This window comes from Halorhabdus sp. BNX81, assembly GCF_029229925.1.
Classification (GTDB): Archaea; Halobacteriota; Halobacteria; order Halobacteriales; family Haloarculaceae; genus Halorhabdus.
The window spans coordinates 679,082-696,293 of record NZ_CP107254.1 but is presented as its reverse complement, the minus strand read 5'-3'; the positions used below and the strand labels follow the sequence as shown (position 1 = coordinate 696,293).

At 61.3% G+C, this 17,212-nt stretch carries 18 protein-coding genes; 17 read left to right on the top strand and 1 reads right to left on the bottom strand.

Features of this window, described 5'->3' with window-relative positions; translation table 11 throughout:
• Nucleotide 1: 1 nt before the first annotated feature.
• Nucleotides 2-1,066, bottom strand: a complete 1,065-nt coding sequence (locus HBNXHr_RS03340) for a chemotaxis response regulator protein-glutamate methylesterase (RefSeq protein WP_275739474.1) — start codon at nt 1,064-1,066, stop codon at nt 2-4.
• A gap of 259 nt (nt 1,067-1,325) precedes the next feature.
• On the opposite strand from HBNXHr_RS03340, the gene HBNXHr_RS03335 reads away from it, so the two are divergent.
• The 17 genes from HBNXHr_RS03335 (at nt 1,326) to flaJ (ending at nt 17,188) form a co-directional block, all read left to right on the top strand.
• On the top strand, nt 1,326-1,751 hold the full coding sequence (locus tag HBNXHr_RS03335; protein ID WP_275883165.1) for a chemotaxis protein CheW: 426 nt from the start codon (nt 1,326-1,328) through the stop codon (nt 1,749-1,751).
• Between the two features lie 90 nt (nt 1,752-1,841).
• On the top strand, nt 1,842-2,567 hold the full coding sequence (locus HBNXHr_RS03330; protein ID WP_275739470.1) for an ATPase domain-containing protein: 726 nt from the start codon (nt 1,842-1,844) through the stop codon (nt 2,565-2,567).
• Nucleotides 2,568-2,952: 385 nt separating this feature from the next.
• Nucleotides 2,953-3,288: a helix-turn-helix domain-containing protein gene (locus HBNXHr_RS03325; protein WP_275739467.1), complete on the top strand. Its 336-nt coding sequence runs from the start codon at nt 2,953-2,955 to the stop codon at nt 3,286-3,288.
• Nucleotides 3,289-3,409: 121 nt separating this feature from the next.
• Complete coding sequence (locus HBNXHr_RS03320; RefSeq protein ID WP_275739465.1) at nt 3,410-3,694, top strand: hypothetical protein; 285 nt, start codon at nt 3,410-3,412, stop codon at nt 3,692-3,694.
• A 211-nt stretch (nt 3,695-3,905) separates the two neighbouring features.
• Nucleotides 3,906-4,526 (top strand): archaellin/type IV pilin N-terminal domain-containing protein, encoded by a 621-nt coding sequence (locus HBNXHr_RS03315; protein ID WP_275883164.1) that lies wholly within the window; start codon nt 3,906-3,908, stop codon nt 4,524-4,526.
• A gap of 120 nt (nt 4,527-4,646) precedes the next feature.
• Entirely contained in the window at nt 4,647-5,303 is a 657-nt protein-coding gene (locus HBNXHr_RS03310) for a hypothetical protein (protein WP_275739461.1), read from the top strand.
• A gap of 1 nt (nt 5,304) precedes the next feature.
• Entirely contained in the window at nt 5,305-5,817 is a 513-nt protein-coding gene (locus HBNXHr_RS03305) for a hypothetical protein (protein WP_275739459.1), read from the top strand.
• Nucleotides 5,814-7,868, top strand: coding sequence for a hypothetical protein (locus HBNXHr_RS03300; protein ID WP_275883163.1), 2,055 nt, complete (start codon nt 5,814-5,816; stop codon nt 7,866-7,868). The genes HBNXHr_RS03305 and HBNXHr_RS03300 overlap by 4 nt, the downstream gene beginning before the upstream one ends.
• Before the next feature lie 141 nt (nt 7,869-8,009).
• Nucleotides 8,010-8,369 (top strand): chemotaxis protein CheY, encoded by a 360-nt coding sequence (gene cheY, locus HBNXHr_RS03295; protein ID WP_275739455.1) that lies wholly within the window; start codon nt 8,010-8,012, stop codon nt 8,367-8,369.
• The gene (locus HBNXHr_RS03290) at nt 8,370-9,587 is read left to right on the top strand and encodes a chemotaxis protein CheC (protein WP_275739453.1); all 1,218 of its coding nucleotides are present in this window, start codon (nt 8,370-8,372) and stop codon (nt 9,585-9,587) included.
• On the top strand, nt 9,587-10,102 hold the full coding sequence (locus HBNXHr_RS03285; RefSeq protein WP_275739451.1) for a chemotaxis protein CheD: 516 nt from the start codon (nt 9,587-9,589) through the stop codon (nt 10,100-10,102). Before HBNXHr_RS03290 ends, HBNXHr_RS03285 begins: the two co-directional genes overlap by 1 nt.
• A 252-nt stretch (nt 10,103-10,354) precedes the next feature.
• On the top strand, nt 10,355-12,118 hold the full coding sequence (locus HBNXHr_RS03280) for a FlaD/FlaE family flagellar protein (protein WP_275883162.1): 1,764 nt from the start codon (nt 10,355-10,357) through the stop codon (nt 12,116-12,118).
• Nucleotides 12,102-12,557 (top strand): flagellin, encoded by a 456-nt coding sequence (locus HBNXHr_RS03275; protein ID WP_275883161.1) that lies wholly within the window; start codon nt 12,102-12,104, stop codon nt 12,555-12,557. Before HBNXHr_RS03280 ends, HBNXHr_RS03275 begins: the two co-directional genes overlap by 17 nt.
• Nucleotides 12,550-12,999: a flagellar protein G gene (locus HBNXHr_RS03270; protein ID WP_275739444.1), complete on the top strand. Its 450-nt coding sequence runs from the start codon at nt 12,550-12,552 to the stop codon at nt 12,997-12,999. The genes HBNXHr_RS03275 and HBNXHr_RS03270 overlap by 8 nt, the downstream gene beginning before the upstream one ends.
• Nucleotides 12,996-13,757: an ATPase domain-containing protein gene (locus tag HBNXHr_RS03265; protein ID WP_275883160.1), complete on the top strand. Its 762-nt coding sequence runs from the start codon at nt 12,996-12,998 to the stop codon at nt 13,755-13,757. The genes HBNXHr_RS03270 and HBNXHr_RS03265 overlap by 4 nt, the downstream gene beginning before the upstream one ends.
• A 12-nt stretch (nt 13,758-13,769) precedes the next feature.
• Nucleotides 13,770-15,443: a type II/IV secretion system ATPase subunit gene (locus HBNXHr_RS03260; protein ID WP_275739440.1), complete on the top strand. Its 1,674-nt coding sequence runs from the start codon at nt 13,770-13,772 to the stop codon at nt 15,441-15,443.
• On the top strand, nt 15,443-17,188 hold the full coding sequence (flaJ, locus tag HBNXHr_RS03255) for an archaellar assembly protein FlaJ (protein ID WP_275883159.1): 1,746 nt from the start codon (nt 15,443-15,445) through the stop codon (nt 17,186-17,188). The genes HBNXHr_RS03260 and flaJ overlap by 1 nt, the downstream gene beginning before the upstream one ends.
• Nucleotides 17,189-17,212 lie beyond the last annotated feature (24 nt).

Here is a 17,212-nt window from a genome sequence, read left to right as displayed (position 1 = left end):
GTTAGTGTCCCTCCAGTTGTATCGCTTCAAGTATCCGATCCGATAGGTCATCGAGCGGGCAGATCTCGTCGACCTGTCCGGTTTCGACGGCCCGTTTCGGCATCCCGTACACTGCCGAGGACGCTTCGTCCTGGGCAAACGTCGCGCCGCCGGCAGCCTTGATCGCTCGAATGCCGGCCGCGCCGTCAGTTCCCATGCCGGTAAGAATAACGCCGACCAGTGGGTCGTCGATGACCTCGGCGGCGCTCTCCATGGTGACGTCGACCGACGGGCGGACGCTGTTGACCGGGTCCTCGTCGGTCAGGGCCACCCGGAGTCGACCGCTCCGGTAGTTCGAGACGACCATGTGCCGGCCGCCGGCAGCGACCAGCGCCTCGCCGCCGCCGATCCGGTCACCATCGCCGGCTTCCCGGACGGCGTACTCGCTTCGCTTGTTCAGCCGCGCAGCGAACCGGCCGGTAAAGTCCGTCGGCATGTGCTGGACGATGAGGATGCGCAGCTCCGCTGCGGCCGGCAGTTCCGAGAGAATCTGTTCGACGACCGTCGGCCCTCCCGTCGAGGAGCCGATCACCAGCGTCGCGTCTTCGAGAACGTCACCCGGCGCGAGGGTCGGCTCGGAACGGCTGGCCGGTTCGGTCCGACCGGCGTCGGTCGTGACGTCGACTTCGGCGACCGACAGCACCATCTCGACCAGCTGATCTTTCAGTCGCGACATCTCCATCGACACCTCGCCGCCGGGTTTGGTGAAAAAGTCGACGGCCCCTTTCTCTAAGGCCTCGAAGGTGACGTCTGCGTTCTCGTCGGTATGGGCGCTGAGCATCAGGATCGGCGTCGGCTGCTCGGCCATGATCCGCTCGACCGCCTCGATGCCGTTCATCTCGGGCATCTCGACGTCCATCGTCACAACATCAGGGTCGTGTTCGCCGACGGCATCGATCGCCTCCCGGCCGTCTCTGGCCGTCGCGACGACCTCGATCCCACCCTCCGCAAGGATATCGGAAATGACGCTCCGCATGAAATGAGAGTCGTCGGCGACGACGGCCCGGGGCGATGATCGTGATGACATGTTGCGTGTGCTGACCTGTGTGGCGGCGGATTTAAATGTGACCGACCGAACGGCAGCCGGGTGGCCGACGTCCGAACATTGTGGCTGTCTCCGGTGAGACCTTGCTAAACAGGGCAAATAAAGACTCCGCCGTCGTAATCAACGTTGATAACCTGGTGGACACACTTAAGGTAGTTTTGCCGAAATCCACAGTAGCGCCAGTCGGTGGCAGTCGGTACCAGCAGTGAACTTCGACGCGCCGCCGGGAGGGAATATACAGATGTCAGACACGTTAGGCCAGGTACTCGAGTTCGAGCTCGGATCGGAAACGTACTGCGTGAGTATCGATCACGTCACCGAGATCGTCGATGTCGGGGATGTCACGAGCGTCCCGAACTCGCCACGGCACGTCCGGGGCGTGATGGACCTCCGTGGACGCACGACGTCGATCGTCGACCCGAAAGTCGTATTCGGCATCGATGACGAGGGGGCAGAGCGGCGGATCATCGTCTTCGATCCCGAAATCATCGAGGATCAGGAGGCGGCAGGGTGGCTCGTCGATGAGGTCCAGCAGGTCAGACAGATCGACGAGGCCGACGTCGACAGCTCGCCCGGCGGGTCCGACTCGGCGTCGATCAAGGGCGTCGTCAAGCGCGAGGACGGGTTTATCATCTGGGTCGATCCGGTCGCGGTACATGCCGAGTAAAACGGTTATTTAGCTGAGACGATCTGGAAGCCTTTTTCAGTGATGGCACCCCAACGTGGCATAGATGGCAACGCCCACGGGGTATCCACGATGGTAGAACTCACCGAAACTGGCATTGACGGACTCGATTCGATTCTCAACGGCGGCATCGTCACGAACTCGACGACGCTGGTTGTCGGGACGCCAGGGGCCGGCAAGAGTATCCTCGGTCTGCAGTTCATATACAACGGCGTCAGGGAGTCCGACGAACGCGGGATCTTCCTGTCTTTCGAGGAAAACCGTGAGGACCTCAAAGCGGCGGCCGAGTCGATCGGGTTCGACCAGTGGGCCGAATTCGAGGACCGCGGCGACATCAAAGTCTACGACAAACGACGGCTGCTACAGGAGAACAACTTCACCGACACGCTCGACATCCTCCTCGATGACATCCAGGACGGCGAGTACGACCGACTCGTGTTGGACTCGCTTGCCATGTTCGAGTTGTTCTTCGACGACGACGCCGAGCGCCGGACCTATCTGCTGAAGTTCACAGACATCCTAAAACAGAACGGCCTCACCAGCCTGTTGACCAACGAGCAATCCTCCGTGTTCCCCGACACCGACATCGGCCTGGAGAACTTCCTGACGGATGGAAACATCTACCTCATTCAGACCCCGACGGAATCGGGCGTTAATCGGTACGTCTGGGTCGCGAAGATGCGAAAACAGGAGATCGAGACGGACATTTTCCCGATGGAGATCGCCCACGGCGGCATTCAGGTGCACGACAACGCGAGTGCGTTCTCGATGATGAACGACTCCGAGTCACCACTGTGAATGGGTGGATGAACGACTCCGAGTCACCACTGTGAATGGGTGGATGAACGACTCCGAGTCACCACTGTGAATGGGTGGATGAACGACTCCGAGCCACCACTGTGAATGGGCGGGCGAGCCGCCTCGAAGTTCTGGGTCCAAGCACACATCAGTCGCTGGTCACATCCGAACGGGAGCCACCACCAACGGAAACCCGGAATGTGAATCCTCACCCTATTTCGGACCGTATCACTCGTTGATTCCGCATTCTAATTGGTGAGAACGATGGGTAAAGCCACGCTGGCGGACGCTCGTGACAGAATCGGAATGTGACTTGCGATAGCTGTTTCACCGCGTTTTCATCGTCGATACTTTTATTTTCGGCCTGATTCATTATCTGATAACGATGGCATCGGTCGAGTTACTGCGGACGCTGGGGAACAAGTACAGCGCCGAGATATTGGACGCGACCGACGAGCCAAAGTCGGCACAGGATCTGAGCGACGAACTCGACATCCCGATCGCGACCTGCTATCGACGGATCGACGAGCTCACCGAGCATGATTTGCTGGAACTCCACGATAACGTCCTCTCGGACGATCGACGACGGATCAAAGTCTACCGGCGAAACGTCGATTCGATCGAGGTCGGATTCGACGAGTCGCTGATGGTCGACGTCGAAGAACGCTCGGAAGTGACGAACAAACTCGACGAGGCGTGGCGGACGCTCTCGGAGTCGTAATTCGTGAACCGAGCGGACCGACGCCATCTACGATACCGGAGCTCCAGGCCGCTGTCGATCGTTATCAAAGCAGATATTTTCGAGGAATGATTTAATACGGGTGCTCGGAAACCCTCTGATAGTGCCAGTACTTGAACTCCTCTATGCAGTTTTGACCCTCGTCTTCGTAGTTGCGGGACTCACGATGGTCGGCATGGCAGTACGTGCGTACGCCCAGACATCACGTCGAGCGATGTTACACCTCTCGCTTGGGTTCGCCCTGGCAGTGGCCGGTGCGGCGGCCACGATGATCAGCGCGTTCGTGACTGACTTCGATGGCACGCGCGGACTCCTGTTGGTCAACAGCGGGTTGACGACCTTCGGCTATCTCTTCGTGATGTACAGTCTCGTCACCTACGAAGCGTGAGTGGTCAGGACCACGAAACTAGTACCGTGTGGAGATCCCCCCGGATGTTTCCTTCCGGGAAACCTGTCCCGTTCCACATTCTCACCTATTGAACCAGTGGTTTTCATCCGTGCATTCCGGTTTTCAGAAGAGATAATTTGGAAGTTATTCTTAAGAGGGTGTACGGGAACATTCGAAGTAGAGTCTGGGAGCAACCCAGGCGGAGCACACAATGTTCGAACGCAAAAGCGACAAACCGAACGAGCGAGCCCAGGTCGGGATCGGCACACTCATCGTCTTCATCGCGATGGTGCTGGTCGCCGCGATCGCCGCGGGCGTGCTGATCAACACGGCCGGGTTTCTCCAGAGTAGCGCGGAAGAAAGTGGCGAACAGGCAGCCGAGCAGGTTACCAATCGGCTGGTCCACGTCGGAACGCAGGGTGTTGTTGAGGGAACCAGTCCTGCGCAGGTCGGCCACGTTAACATGACAACCCGACTTGCATCTGGGGCTGATGCCGTAAATCTGGAAGAAATGACGATCCAGTGGACCCAGGCAGGTGGTGCGTACAAGTTAGTTGCCAACAGTAATACGGAAGAAGCTGACGCCAACGACGAAACCTTCAGATACACCACATTCCAGGATGACGATGGCTCGATAAGCGCTGACGACACCTTGAACTCGCAGCAAGATCGTGCAGTGTTGTTGTTCAACCTCAGTGGTTCGGGTACGATGCAGCCGCTCGATGGTGGCGACACGGCCACGATCACGATGAGTACCTCCTCGGGCGGTGAGACCACGGTGACGCTGGTCGTGCCTGATTCGCTCTCGGGTAAATCCGCCGTCAACCTCTAAGCTACACGTCTTTTTGCTTTCGTCGGATCGCAGCGTGACGGGACATGATAGACGGAATCTCGCCGATTACACTGCCGTCACGCCGACGGAGTTATAGGAATCCGACATAGAGTATCACACATGCCACCAGGGGACGACAACGACGAAGACGACGGTCGCGTGCTCGCCCCCGAGGAGCTCGACATCTCCGACGACGAGCACGTCGCGGAGATCGAAGACGGTCGGTACGTCGTTTCCCCGAACGATCCGATCGGCGACGTCGACGGGATCGAAACGAGCGAGACGACCACAGAGTCGTCGCCCAGCCAACCGGCAGGCGACACCGACGAGGAACCCGAACAACAGTCGCCACCACCGTCGCACGAAGCCAGTGATACCTCGCAATCGTCGGGCGAGCCGTGGCAGGACGACGCGACCGCCACGGGCGAACTAACTGAAGCGGACGTCGAGGCGTGGCTGCGTGACTCGTTCAACACGGCGGACTCCCGGTACGGCTTTCACGTCACGGCGACCTTCGACGGCCGGGTGTCCCAGCGCCGGATGATGTCCAACGACGTGGTGACGATCTTCGAGAGCCTGATCCTGTGGTACGCCCAGCACATCGACAGCGAGACGCCCGTCGAGGAGATCCTCGGCATCCTGCTCACCGAATCGAACGTGCCGATCAGTTACCCGACGGAAAGTCTCTCGGCAGCGATCAAGGCTCGGGGGCTCGGCCCGGACGATACGATCGGGGAACTCATGGAAGCGATCGGCGAGGACGGTTTCGAACTCTGAGATGGCCCGGGCGTTCGATCCACTGTTCGGCGATCCGGTCAGTCTGAGCCAGCAGTTGCTGATCGGCGTCGTGATCGTCACACTCGTGTTCTCCGGCCCGCTCGTGCCCGGACTGTCCTTCGGCGGAAGCGGTCCGCCGGCGACGATCGGCGACGGTAACGCGACGGTCTCGACCGTGGCTGTCGATGCGGACGCGGTTCAGATCACCCCGGGCCGTTTCGGGACCGCTGTCTCTTACCTCCGAATCCCTGACGCGAAGCTGTCAATCGACGCCGTCGAGGGCGAACCACGGATCGTCTACCGCCTGGTCGTCCCGAAACTCGATGTTGACCACGCGGAGACCCGGCTGCTTGCTGGTCCCGGTGACATCACCGTCCGGCTGGACGACGTGGCGTTCGTCCCCGGACAGCTCTCGGCCGACCGCTACGACGGGGCTCTGAGCGTCCGCGTCCAGTCGTTGTCGACCGATCGAACCGTCTTCAACGAATCCGTCACGATCGAGGTGGAACAGTGAATCGGGAGCGGACGGCCGACATTCGCGAGCGGATCAGTGCACTCGGGCGAGAGGTACGTCACCGTGCCGTCCCAGTCCTGTTCGGTGATCGAGTCGGGCTGACGCTGTTTCTGGGAGTCATCGCTTCGCTGGCGGCTCTCTGGCGGGTCGGCTTTTTCATCACGGACACGTACGCCATTGCGAATACGGTCATCAACCTGTCCGAGGGTCGTCTCAACATTGCTCACATCGAATACTCGCTGACGCTGGGCTCCCAACCGGGATTGTACCGGCACGGCGGGCAGGTCTTCGGCCGAAACTACGGGCAGGCAGCACTCGCGTTGCCCTTTTACTGGCTCCTCGAAGGGGCCTCGGTAATCGCCGAATTGCGACTGGTCCTGGCAGGGGCCTGGAGCCTTCTCGTGGCTGGGTTCGCATCGCAACTCGGCCGCGTACTGGATCGGTCCCGGGTGACACTCGTGGGAACGCTGCTCGCGCTGGGGCTGTTCGTCGCGAACGTCAGGCTGTCGACGCCGCTGGATCCGCGTTGGAATGGCTTGCTCGCCCTTCAGTTGCTCTCGCTCCTGGCGGCGGGAGTCGTCGCCGTCGCAATATATCGACTCGGTTGCGAGTTCCACGGGCGACGGGTCGGCCTCGCCGGGGGATTATTGGCGCCGCTCGCGCTCCCGATCGCGTTCTGGGCGACGATCCCCAAACGCCACGTCATGTCGGCGGCACTGGTCGCGGTCGTCGTCTTCGCGTTCGGCCGGAGTCGGAACGCGGATCAAACGCTTCCGTCGCGAGCGCTGGCGTACGCCGCCGTCGGGGTGCTCGCATGGTTGCACGCCGCCGAGGCGCTGGTTGTGCTGGTGGTGCTCGTGCCGTTCGATCTCGTGACTGCGCAACGTAACGGCGTTCGAGAGTTGATGGCCGTCGGAGCCGTCTTCGTCCTCTCGCTGTTGCCGTTCGGATTGACAAATCTCCTCATTACCGGGTCACCGTTCACTCCACCACGGATGTTGTGGAAGGTTGGAAACATCGCCGAACTCGGGCCCGGGGGCGACGTGATCGTCGATACTGGTGGTGAATCCGCCCCAACGCCGGAAGGGACGACGACACCGGCTGAGACGACCACTCCCGGCGCTCCGGGCGACACCCAGGCTCCCGGACCGGGAATGTGGTCTCGGATCACTGGCTTGCTCGGTGGCGCAATTGGGCTGGTAGCTGGCGTAGTGAGCACCACGATCGGATTTCTCAACGCGGTCCTGACGGCGGTGATCGTCGGCGTCGAAGTGACCATCGCACGGCTCGGGGAGTTATGGGGTTACGCCACAGAGGGGATCAACATCGTTTTCGGGGACATCGGCCGATTCAGTCACGTCATCCTGCGAAGTGGCCACATCCCCGGTGTCCAGTATGGCATCAACGACCAGGAAGCGATTGAACTGACTGTTCTGGAAGTCGCGCCGATGCTCGGGACGTTGATCGCGATCCCGATCGTCCTCGGCAAACGGGGGCTGGAAAGCGGACGTGAGAGACTTCCCGAACAGCTGGCGGCGATCCGCTCGACCCCGCGATACCAGACAGACCTCTTCGCGGGGACGCTCGTCGTCGCCTTTACGCTCCTGTTCCTGCCTCAGCTCCCGCTTTACTCTCAGATTACGATGCGATATCTGGTCCCGATCATGCCCGTGGCGATCTACGGCGTGATGCGACTGCCGGCCGTCCGGCGTAGCCTCAGGACGGATATCCGGCAGTTCCTCGACGCATACCTCGGGGCCTCGGTGGCCGGGGTCGCCGGCGTCACCGTGGCGTTCGTCGCACTCGACCCGGCGATCGGCGAGGCGATGCAGTTTCACGCACTGCTGAACCTGGCGGTCGCGGGGGTCGTGGCGCTCGTGGTCGTCGTCGATACCGTCCTGGATCGCGACCTGCCAGTCGGGGCAGCGATCGGGGCCGCCGGCGGTGCCGGGACGACGCTTTATGTCCTCGCCGGGATCGAATACTTCACGTATGGCGAGTTTGCACTCCCGGTCGCCGAGTGGCTGTCAGCCATGATCCCGGTCTTTTGAGTTCCCACCCGGCTTTTCGCTTCCGAATAGTCTGTAAATACACCGTCGAATTCCGGCGGGAACGCCGGCGTTTGCTATCAAACACGATAATGGTACGGAAGCATTTATCCCGGCAATTCGCCAACCTGGGAAGTAGAACCCATGCCAGAAGTATTGATCGCGGACGACTCGGAGTTCATGCGGAACCTGCTACGCGAGATCTTGGAGGAGGATCATCAGATCGTCGACGAGGTCGAGAACGGCGTCGAAGCCGTCGAAGCGTACAAGGAAAACGATCCCGACCTCGTGATGATGGACATCGTGATGCCGATCAGGGACGGCATCGAGGCCACCGACGAGATCAAGACAGAGAGTCCCGATGCGAACGTGATCATGTGTACGAGCGTCGGCCAGGAGGAGAAGATGAAAGAGGCCGTCAAGGCCGGCGCGGACGGATACATCACGAAACCGTTCCAGAAGCCAAGCGTCATGGAAGCCATCGAGGACGTTGTCCCCTCATAGATGAACGTCGACATCCAGTCGCTCGGGACGTTCAATGAACTCGCCCACGAAGGGGCAAAGCAAGCGACAGCGTCGATGTCCCAGATGACCGGGATCGACGCCGACGTGGACGTGACCCAGATCACGCTGATGGATCGGGCAAACGTCGGCGAAGCGCTCGGCGAACAGGCGTTCGTCGGCGTCGAATTCGACTTCGAGGGGGAGTTGTCGGGCCAGACGGTACTGGTGCTCGACCAGGCGTGTAGTGAAACGTTGACGGGGGCATTACTGCCCGGGGACGGCGCTGGCGGGGACATGGCGAAAAGTGGGGTCAAGGAGATCGGCAACATCATGATGAGTGGGTTTATCGACGGGTGGGCTGATTACCTCGAGACCACGATCGAACACTCCCCACCGACGTACATAGAAGGGACCGGCAAGGGGATCCTACCCACATCGGATACGGCCACCCCGGACGACCAGGTGTTCGTGTTCAAAAGTGAGATCGAGTGGGTCGACGAGTCCGTCGACTTCTACATCTACATGTTGCCGGATCAAGACTCGCTCACGGAGGTCATGGCGGACCACGTCGACGCTGAGGAAGACGCGATCCCGGTGGACAAACTCCACGTCTTCAACCGCATGACCAGGGAGGGTACCAGGCAGGCAGCCGAAAACGTCTCGATGATGACCGGGATCGACGTCGAAGCGGAAGTGTCCCAGATCAACTTCGCTCGGATCGAGGACGTCCCAAAGCAGGTCGGTACCGACCAGTACGTCGGGACGGCCGTCGAGTTCACCGGGCTCCCGAGCGGCTTCCTGCTCGTCTTGTTCGATGAAGCCTCGGCGAAAAACGCGGCCGAGGCGCTGATGCCGACCGAAGTCGACGGCGACGGGCTCACCGATCAACACACGGCGGCGATCGAAGAGCTGGGCAACATCATGACCAGTGGATTCGTCGACGGGTGGGCAAACGTCCTCCAGACGTCGGTCGATCATACGCCGCCGCGGCTGGTTCATGACATGGGGCGGGCCATCATCGACCCGCTGGCAGCCCAGGTCGGCCAGCAGCAGGACCACGCCTTCGTCATCGACTCGCGGATGCAGACCGAGGACGTCGAATTCGAAAGTGAGATCTACGCGTTGCCAAACGACGAGGAACTCCGGCAGGCACTCGAAGCATTGGCGGTCGAACGGGCAGAAAAGACTGACGCGGATCCCGAGGAAATATTCCAGTGATGAAGGTCTACGACGGATCGGGGACAGAGCAGACGAGTACCCCCGAACGAATCAAGGTCGGGATCGCCGAGTACGACGTCTCGACGGACGGGGCGACATTGACGACCAGCGGCCTGGGCTCGTGTATCGGGGTTGCGCTTCACGATGCGGAGACCGGCGTCTCGGGACTGGTTCACGTGATGCTCCCGGTCGCCGAGGAAGTCAACGGCGGCAACCCGGCGAAGTTCGCCGACACCGGCGTCGAGACGCTGGTCAGCGAACTCGAGGCGCACGGCGCGGACCGATCGAGCATGATCGCGAAGATCGCCGGCGGGAGCGACATGCTCGACTTCTCGAAGAACGGGTCCGGTATCGGCGTCCGGAACGCGAACGTCGTCGAAGAGACGCTTTCGGAACTGGATATCCCGATCGTCGGCGAGGACGTAGGCGGCGACCACGGGCGCTCGATCAGACTCGAAGGTGAAACCGGCGAACTCATCGTCAAAAGTGCAAATAGAGAGTCAAAGCGACTCTGAGCCGGTATAACAGTCGGTGCGTAGTCCAGTTCCAGTGAGACATAAATAAACAGTCATACCGCCCCGGCTGCCACACCGACTCCCAGGGCGTTCCCAATATCGATACCAGGGCCGCTCTGCGAGAAGGTATGGGCATAATCGCGAGGCGTCAGACGCTAATTTCTGGACAATATTGCTGAAGGAAACCATCAGTTATCAAATATGATACTCTAGACGGTAGATTGAAGGGCGCGTACGGGAATAATCTTCCCAATGAGTACTCTCTCGCTATTCCAGTCCGGGGCTGTGGTCGGCGAGGTGGGTCAACCCCTCCTCGACGCCACGGGCGGCTGGATCGTCGAGTCGGTCGGCTCGGTGTCGGCCGAGCCACTCGCCGTCGCCATCCTGACGACGGGAGCGCTCGGAATGAGTATCCGGTCTGTCTTCGACTCGATCCTCTCCGACGAGGGGGACGCTAGCAGTTCCGTCGACGGGGGCGGCGACGACGGGTTGATGCCCGAGGAGGGTGGCGACGATCTGGACGATCTGGGTGGCGGGTTCGGCGGGGGAGACGACGATTTCGGCGAGTTCGAGGACGACGAGTTCGGCGGTATGGAGGGCGGTGGCGGTGCGGACACCGACGAACTCCAGCACCGTCTCGACGAGCTCGAAACTGAAGTCGGGAGCCTCTCTTCGACGGTCAACACGGTCCGAAACGAGAACGAGCAGATCTCGGAGACGGTCGACGACGTCGAGGAGAACGTTCGAAAGCTGCTTGACATCTACGAGATGGTGACCCGTGGGGTCAATCCGTTCGCGGACGACATCGACGCGGGCGGACTGGGCGGCCCCGGCGACGAGTCCTTCGGTCTGTTCGACGACGGCGGCGATCAGACCGAGGAAGAAGATCTCGACGAAGGGATCGCCAACGCTGACGCAGAGGGGTTCTTCGACGAGGACTTGGTCGAAGATGGCGACGATCTGGAAGCCGATACCGACGTTGGCGACGTCCTCGGCACGGACGAAGACGCCGGAGGAAGTGGTGACGCGATCGAAGACGAGTTCGACGACGATTTCGAGATGGACGACGACGAGTTCGGCGACATCGATGACGGATTCGACGACGATTTCGAGATGGATGACGGTGGCGACACCGACGATGAGGAAAATGACGGAGACGGCGAAGGCGGAAAGTCCTTCGCGGAACTCAAAGACGAGTACGAATCCGGCGATGCCGAGTGGGCCGAAGGCGAGGAAAAGGAGGGCGAAGCGAGTCCCGGAGAATCGGTCGAGGATGTCGAGGACGACGCCGACGAACTCCTCGAAGACGATGCGACTGACATCCTGGAAGACGCGGGCGGCGAAGACGAAGCGGTCACCGCAACGGACGAAGCCGACGACGCAAACGACGGGCTTGCCGATGACGAACTGTTCGATACGGTCATCGAGGACGACGGGAACGAAGCAGACGACGTCGAACAGACGGAGACCGTCGAGGAGACTGTGGTCGAGGAGACAGCGGAGCCGGTCGACGACACCGCCGATCCGGACCAGGAGACGGCGACCGAGGAACTGGCCACCGAAGAGACGGCGACCGAAGAGGCCGTCGACCACGAGCAACCGACCGAGCCAGAAGCCGACACGACGGCGGGCGAGACGACCGCCGAGGCGGAGACAGAGACAGCGGACGACGACGACGGGAAGCCGTACCTCACGGCGCTCCCCGATGGGTTCCTCGCCGACTTGATCGTCGTCGAGTGGCTCGAGTTCTTAGTCGAGGAGGTCGGCGTTCGAGATACGGCGGAGGCTATCGACTACTACGAGCGCATCGACTGGATCGACGAGTCCGTCGCCGACCAGTTGCGGGCGTACCTCAAAGGCTTCGACGAAGGTGGCGAGGCCGCGAGCCTGACTATCGACCACCACACCAGGAGTCTGCGGTACGTGAGCCAGCTCAACGGCGGCGGTGCCGAGTCGATCGCCCTCCAGCAGGTGCCACGCCAGACCGGAGGTGGCCCCGATGGGATTCAGCGTTAGTGGTTCGGCGGCGATCCTCCTGGTGGCGTTTTTCGTCGCCTTTGGAACCTTCTACAGCGCCGCCTCGAACTCGATGGAAGCAGTCAACGACGCCCGGTCGGCCGCCCAGGACGATCTGCTCGCCCAGCAGAATACGGCGATCAATCTGACAGACGTGACGGTAGCGTACAACCTCACCGGAAATCGGCTATATTACGTGAACGCGACCGTCGAGAACACCGGGGCGACCGGGTTGAGTGTCGGGGATACGGACTTTATGGTCGATGGAGCCCTGCAAACGGCGTTTCTCGATCGGGCGGTCGGTGGCGACAGTTCGACCGACATCTGGGCGACTGGCGAGCGACTCACCGCAAACATGACCGTTCCGAACCAGCCCGACCGGCTGAAAGTCATCAGCGGCCCGGGCATCGCTGATACGGAGGTGGGTCTGAGTGGCTAGCGTCTCGGCGTCGCACTTGATCATCTTCATCGCGAGCATCCTCGTTGCGGCGAGCGTCGCGGGGACGATCACCAGTACCGTCGGTCAGCTCAGCGGCGCGGTCGACGATCTCGGCGTCGACGCCAGCCAGGAGGTCCGGACGGAAGTCGAGATCATCAGCGACAGCGGTGCCCAGATTTACGACATCGACGGGGACGGAAACATCACGCTGTACGTCAAAAACACCGGTTCCCAGCGGTTACCGGCCGATGGAACCGGGATGGACGTGCTCGTCGACGGGGCCTACTGGACCGATATTGGCTTTACGGTCGTCGACGGCGACTACTGGCGGCCGGGCAACGTCATCCGGATGGAGATCTCGGCACCGGATCTCTCGACTGGCGATCACCGCGTCCAGGTGACGATCAACGGCGACAGGGAGGTGTTCGAGTTCAACACATGAGCATCGCAACGACTGACCTGTACTCGCTTGGTCTCGACGAGCGCGACAGACTGAACAAGGAACTCGGTGGCGGCATCCCGCCCGGCAGCATCGTCCTCGTCGAAGGGGATTACGGGGCCGGGAAATCAGCCATGAGCCAGCGGTTCTCGTATGGGCTCTGTGAGGAGGGCCAGACGGTCACGATGCTCTCGACGGAGTTGACCGTTGGCAGTTTCCTCGATCAGATGCATAGCCTCGACTACGGCATGGTCGAGCATCTCCTCGACGAGAACCTGCTGTTCTTGCACGCCGACATCGGCGACTCCAACACCTTCCAGGGCGGCGACGAGGAGAGCGATCGAATGGACCTTCTCAAACGGCTGATGGACGCCGAAGTGATGTGGGACACGGACGTCATCATCATCGACACCTTCGACGCCATCCTCCGGAACGACCCCAAGTTCGAGGCCCTGGTCCGCCAGAACGAGGAGCGCCAGGCCGCCCTCGAGATCATCAGTTTCTTCCGGGACGTCATCGCCGAGGGGAAGGTCATCATGCTCACAGTCGACCCCTCGACGCTCGACGAGGACGCGATCGGCCCCTTCAGGGCGATCGCCGACGTGTTCATCGAACTCGAAATGGTTGAGGTCGGTAACGACGTCCGCCGACAGATCTCGGTGAAACGCTTCGCCGGCATGGGCGAACAGGTCGGCGATACCATCGGCTACTCCGTCCGCTCGGGGACGGGCATCGTCATCGAATCACGCAGCGTCGCCTAACGAGGACTACACATGACAGATCACGGCAGACCCAAACCGTCGGACGAACTCCGCCAGCACGCAGCCAGGCGGCCACATCTCCGTGATCACCTCCAGAAGTTCAAGCAGATCACCGGCGAGTTCCCGATGTTCGTCGAGGAGGCCGACGGCGAGTACGAGACCAACCGCCCGAACATCCTCTATCCCGTCGGCGGCCCGATCTACACCCACATCTACGGCGACATCGGCCAGGACATCAAGTACTACGCGATCGAACCGGAACTCGCGGACGACGAGCGGACGGTCTTCGAGAAAGTCCGCAACCGGCTGCTCGAACGCAGCGTGATGAAACCCGCGCCCAGCGAGGAGGCCGAGTACGACGACCGGATCGAGGAACTCCTCCAGGAGACTACGAACGTCAAGAGCCGCGAGAGCGGCAACGGCGTCATGAGTCGGCTGGGCGACATCACCAACCTCGGGAAGGTCGACGTCACCGAGGAGACCTACGAGAACATCCGCTACCGGCTCAACCGGGACATCGTCGGGCTCGGACCGCTGGAGCCGGTGATGCGGGACCCGGCCAACGAGGACATTCACGTCATCGGTCCCCACGAGTGTTACGTCGATCACTCGGTGTACAGCCTCATCAAGACGACCGTCGACTTCGGCGAGGACGGCCAGTACGAGCAGTGGCTGCGCAACATGGGCGAGCGCATCGGCGACCCCGTCTCCGACAGCGACCCGATCATCGACTCGACGCTGCCCGACGGGTCGCGTATCAACATCATCTACTCCGACGACGTCTCGCTGAAGGGGCCCTCTCTGACCATCCGCCAGGGCGACGAGGTGCCCCTGTCGATCTTCCAGATTACGAAGTGGGGCACCCTCTCTCCGGAACTGGCGGCCTACCTCTGGCTCGCTCTCGAAAACGAGCAGACGGTGTTCGTCGTCGGGGAGACGGCGTCAGGGAAGACCACGACGCTGAACTCCATCATGTCGTTCATCCCGCGGGATTCGAAGATCTACACCGCCGAGGACACCTCGGAGGTCCTCCCCCCGCACGACACCTGGCAGCAACTGTTGACCCGCGAGGGCGACGACGAAGGGACGGACGTCGACATGTTCGACCTCGTCGCCGCCGCCCTGCGTTCGCGGCCCGACTACATCATCGTGGGCGAGGTCCGTGGCGAGGAGGGGCGGATGGCCTTCCAGGCCGCCCAGACCGGCCACCCGGTCATGCTGACGTTCCACGCGAGCGACATCGTCTCGATGATCCAACGGTTCACGGGCGACCCGATCAACGTCCCCGAGACGTTCATGGACAACGCCGACATCGCGCTGTTCCAGAACCGGGTCAAGCAGGGCGACGATGTCCTCCGTCGGGTCACGTCGGTCCAGGAGATCGAAGGCTACTCCAAGGAGATGGACGGGGTCGTCACCCGCCAGAGCTTCTACTGGGACCCCGTCGAGGACGAGATCGTCTTCCAGGGGATGAACAACTCCTTCGTGCTGGAAGAGCAGATCGCGACGCTGCTGGGCTATGAGGACACCCGTGACATCTACGACGACCTGCAGTTCCGGGCGAACATCATCAAGCGGGCGATCCAGGAGAACGTGCTGGGCTATCACGAGGTCAACGAGTTGATCGAGAACTTCCAGCGCGACGGCGTCGAGGGACTCCCCTTCGACATCCACCGCCAAGACTGATGGCCTCCGAAGAAGCCACCCTCGACCTGACGATTTCCGGGACGATAGCCTCGCTACTGGAATCCTACCGCGGGATGGGGATCCCGATCCAGCGATACCTGCTCGGCATCCTGCTTCCCGCGTTCGTCTTCTTTCTCGGCACCCTCGGCGTCGCGGTGCTGGTGAACCTGCCGCTGGCGATCAAGGTGCCCTTCCCGCTGCTCGGGCTGTTGTTGCTGGGGGCCGCCGTGTTCTACCCGAAAGTGCGACTCTCCCAGCGCAAACAGGCGCTGAACAACCGGTTTCACCTCATGGTCACACACATGACGGTCCTCTCGACGACCAAGATCGACCGCATGGAGGTGTTCCGGGCGCTCGCCGAGGAAGAGGAGTACGGCGAACTCGCAACGGAGATGGGACGGGTCGTCGAGCTGGTCGACACCTGGAACCTGAGTCTGGACGACGCGTGTCGCCGCCGGGCGAAAGAAGTCCCGAGCGACGCCCTGGCGGACTTCTTCGACCGACTTGCCTACACCATGGGTGCGGGCCAAAGTATCGACGACTATCTGCTCTCGGAGCAGGACATGATCATCGAGAACTACAAGACGCTCTACGAGGGGACGCTTGGCAACCTCGAAGTGATGAAAGACCTCTACCTGTCGATGATCCTCTCGATGACGTTCGCCCTGGTGTTCGCGGTCGTCCTCCCGATCCTGACGGGGACGAACCCGATGATGACCGTCAGCGCTGTCATCGTGCTGTTCATCTTCGTCCAGACTGGCTTTTTCGTCGCGATCCGCTCGCTGGCTCCCTACGATCCGGTCTGGTATCACCCCGAAGAGATCACCTCGCCGATGGAACGCAGACTCAACGTGAGTTTTGCCGTCGGTGTCGGGCTGACGTTCGTGTTCGGGTTCATCAGTTTCGGCGGGTTCGCCGGGATCAGTCCGCTCACGCTCGACATGCTCGTTTTCTTCTGGGATCCGGTGCCACTGTCGATTTACGCGGTCTTCCCGATCACACCGCTGCTCATCCCCGGGCTCGTCATCCGACGGGAGGAAAAGAAGATCAAGGCCCGTGATCAGGAGTATCCCAGTTTCATCCGTGCGCTCGGATCAACCGAGGGTGCCAAGCAGTCGACGACAGGCGCGGTCCTCGAATCCCTCCGTGAGAAGGAATTCGGGCCGCTCAGCGAGAACATCGACAACCTCTATAAACGGCTGAACATGCGGATCGAACCCGAGAAGGCCTGGCGACACTTCACCGCCGAGTCCCGATCGTACCTGATCCAGACGTTCAGCGAGATGTACCTCATCGGCCGGAAGATGGGTGGCAGCCCGAAACAGTTGGGCGAACTCATCAGCGAGAACATGAACGAGGTCCTGCAGTTGCGCCAGCAACGCGACCAGGAGACGACGACGCTCATCGGCGTGCTGTACGGCATCTCCGCGGCCGCGACCTTCGCCTTCTTCATCGGGCTGCAGGTCGTCAACATCCTCTCGGAGATGAGCCTGAACCTGCAGACGGGGTCGAGCAACTTCGAGGTGGGCTCGCTCATTCACACCTCGGTGTACCAGATCCCGATCATCGAGTTCCTGCTGATCACCGTCGTGATCTTCAACGCCCTGCTGTCGTCGCTGATGATCCGGACGACCGACGGCGGCCACAAGCTCAACAGCTACATGCACTTCGTCGCGCTGTCGTGGATCGGGGCGCTGGTCGCGATCTTCACGAAGTTCGTCGTCTCCAGCGTCATTAGCATCTGATCCCCGCCAAGCTCGCGAGGATGG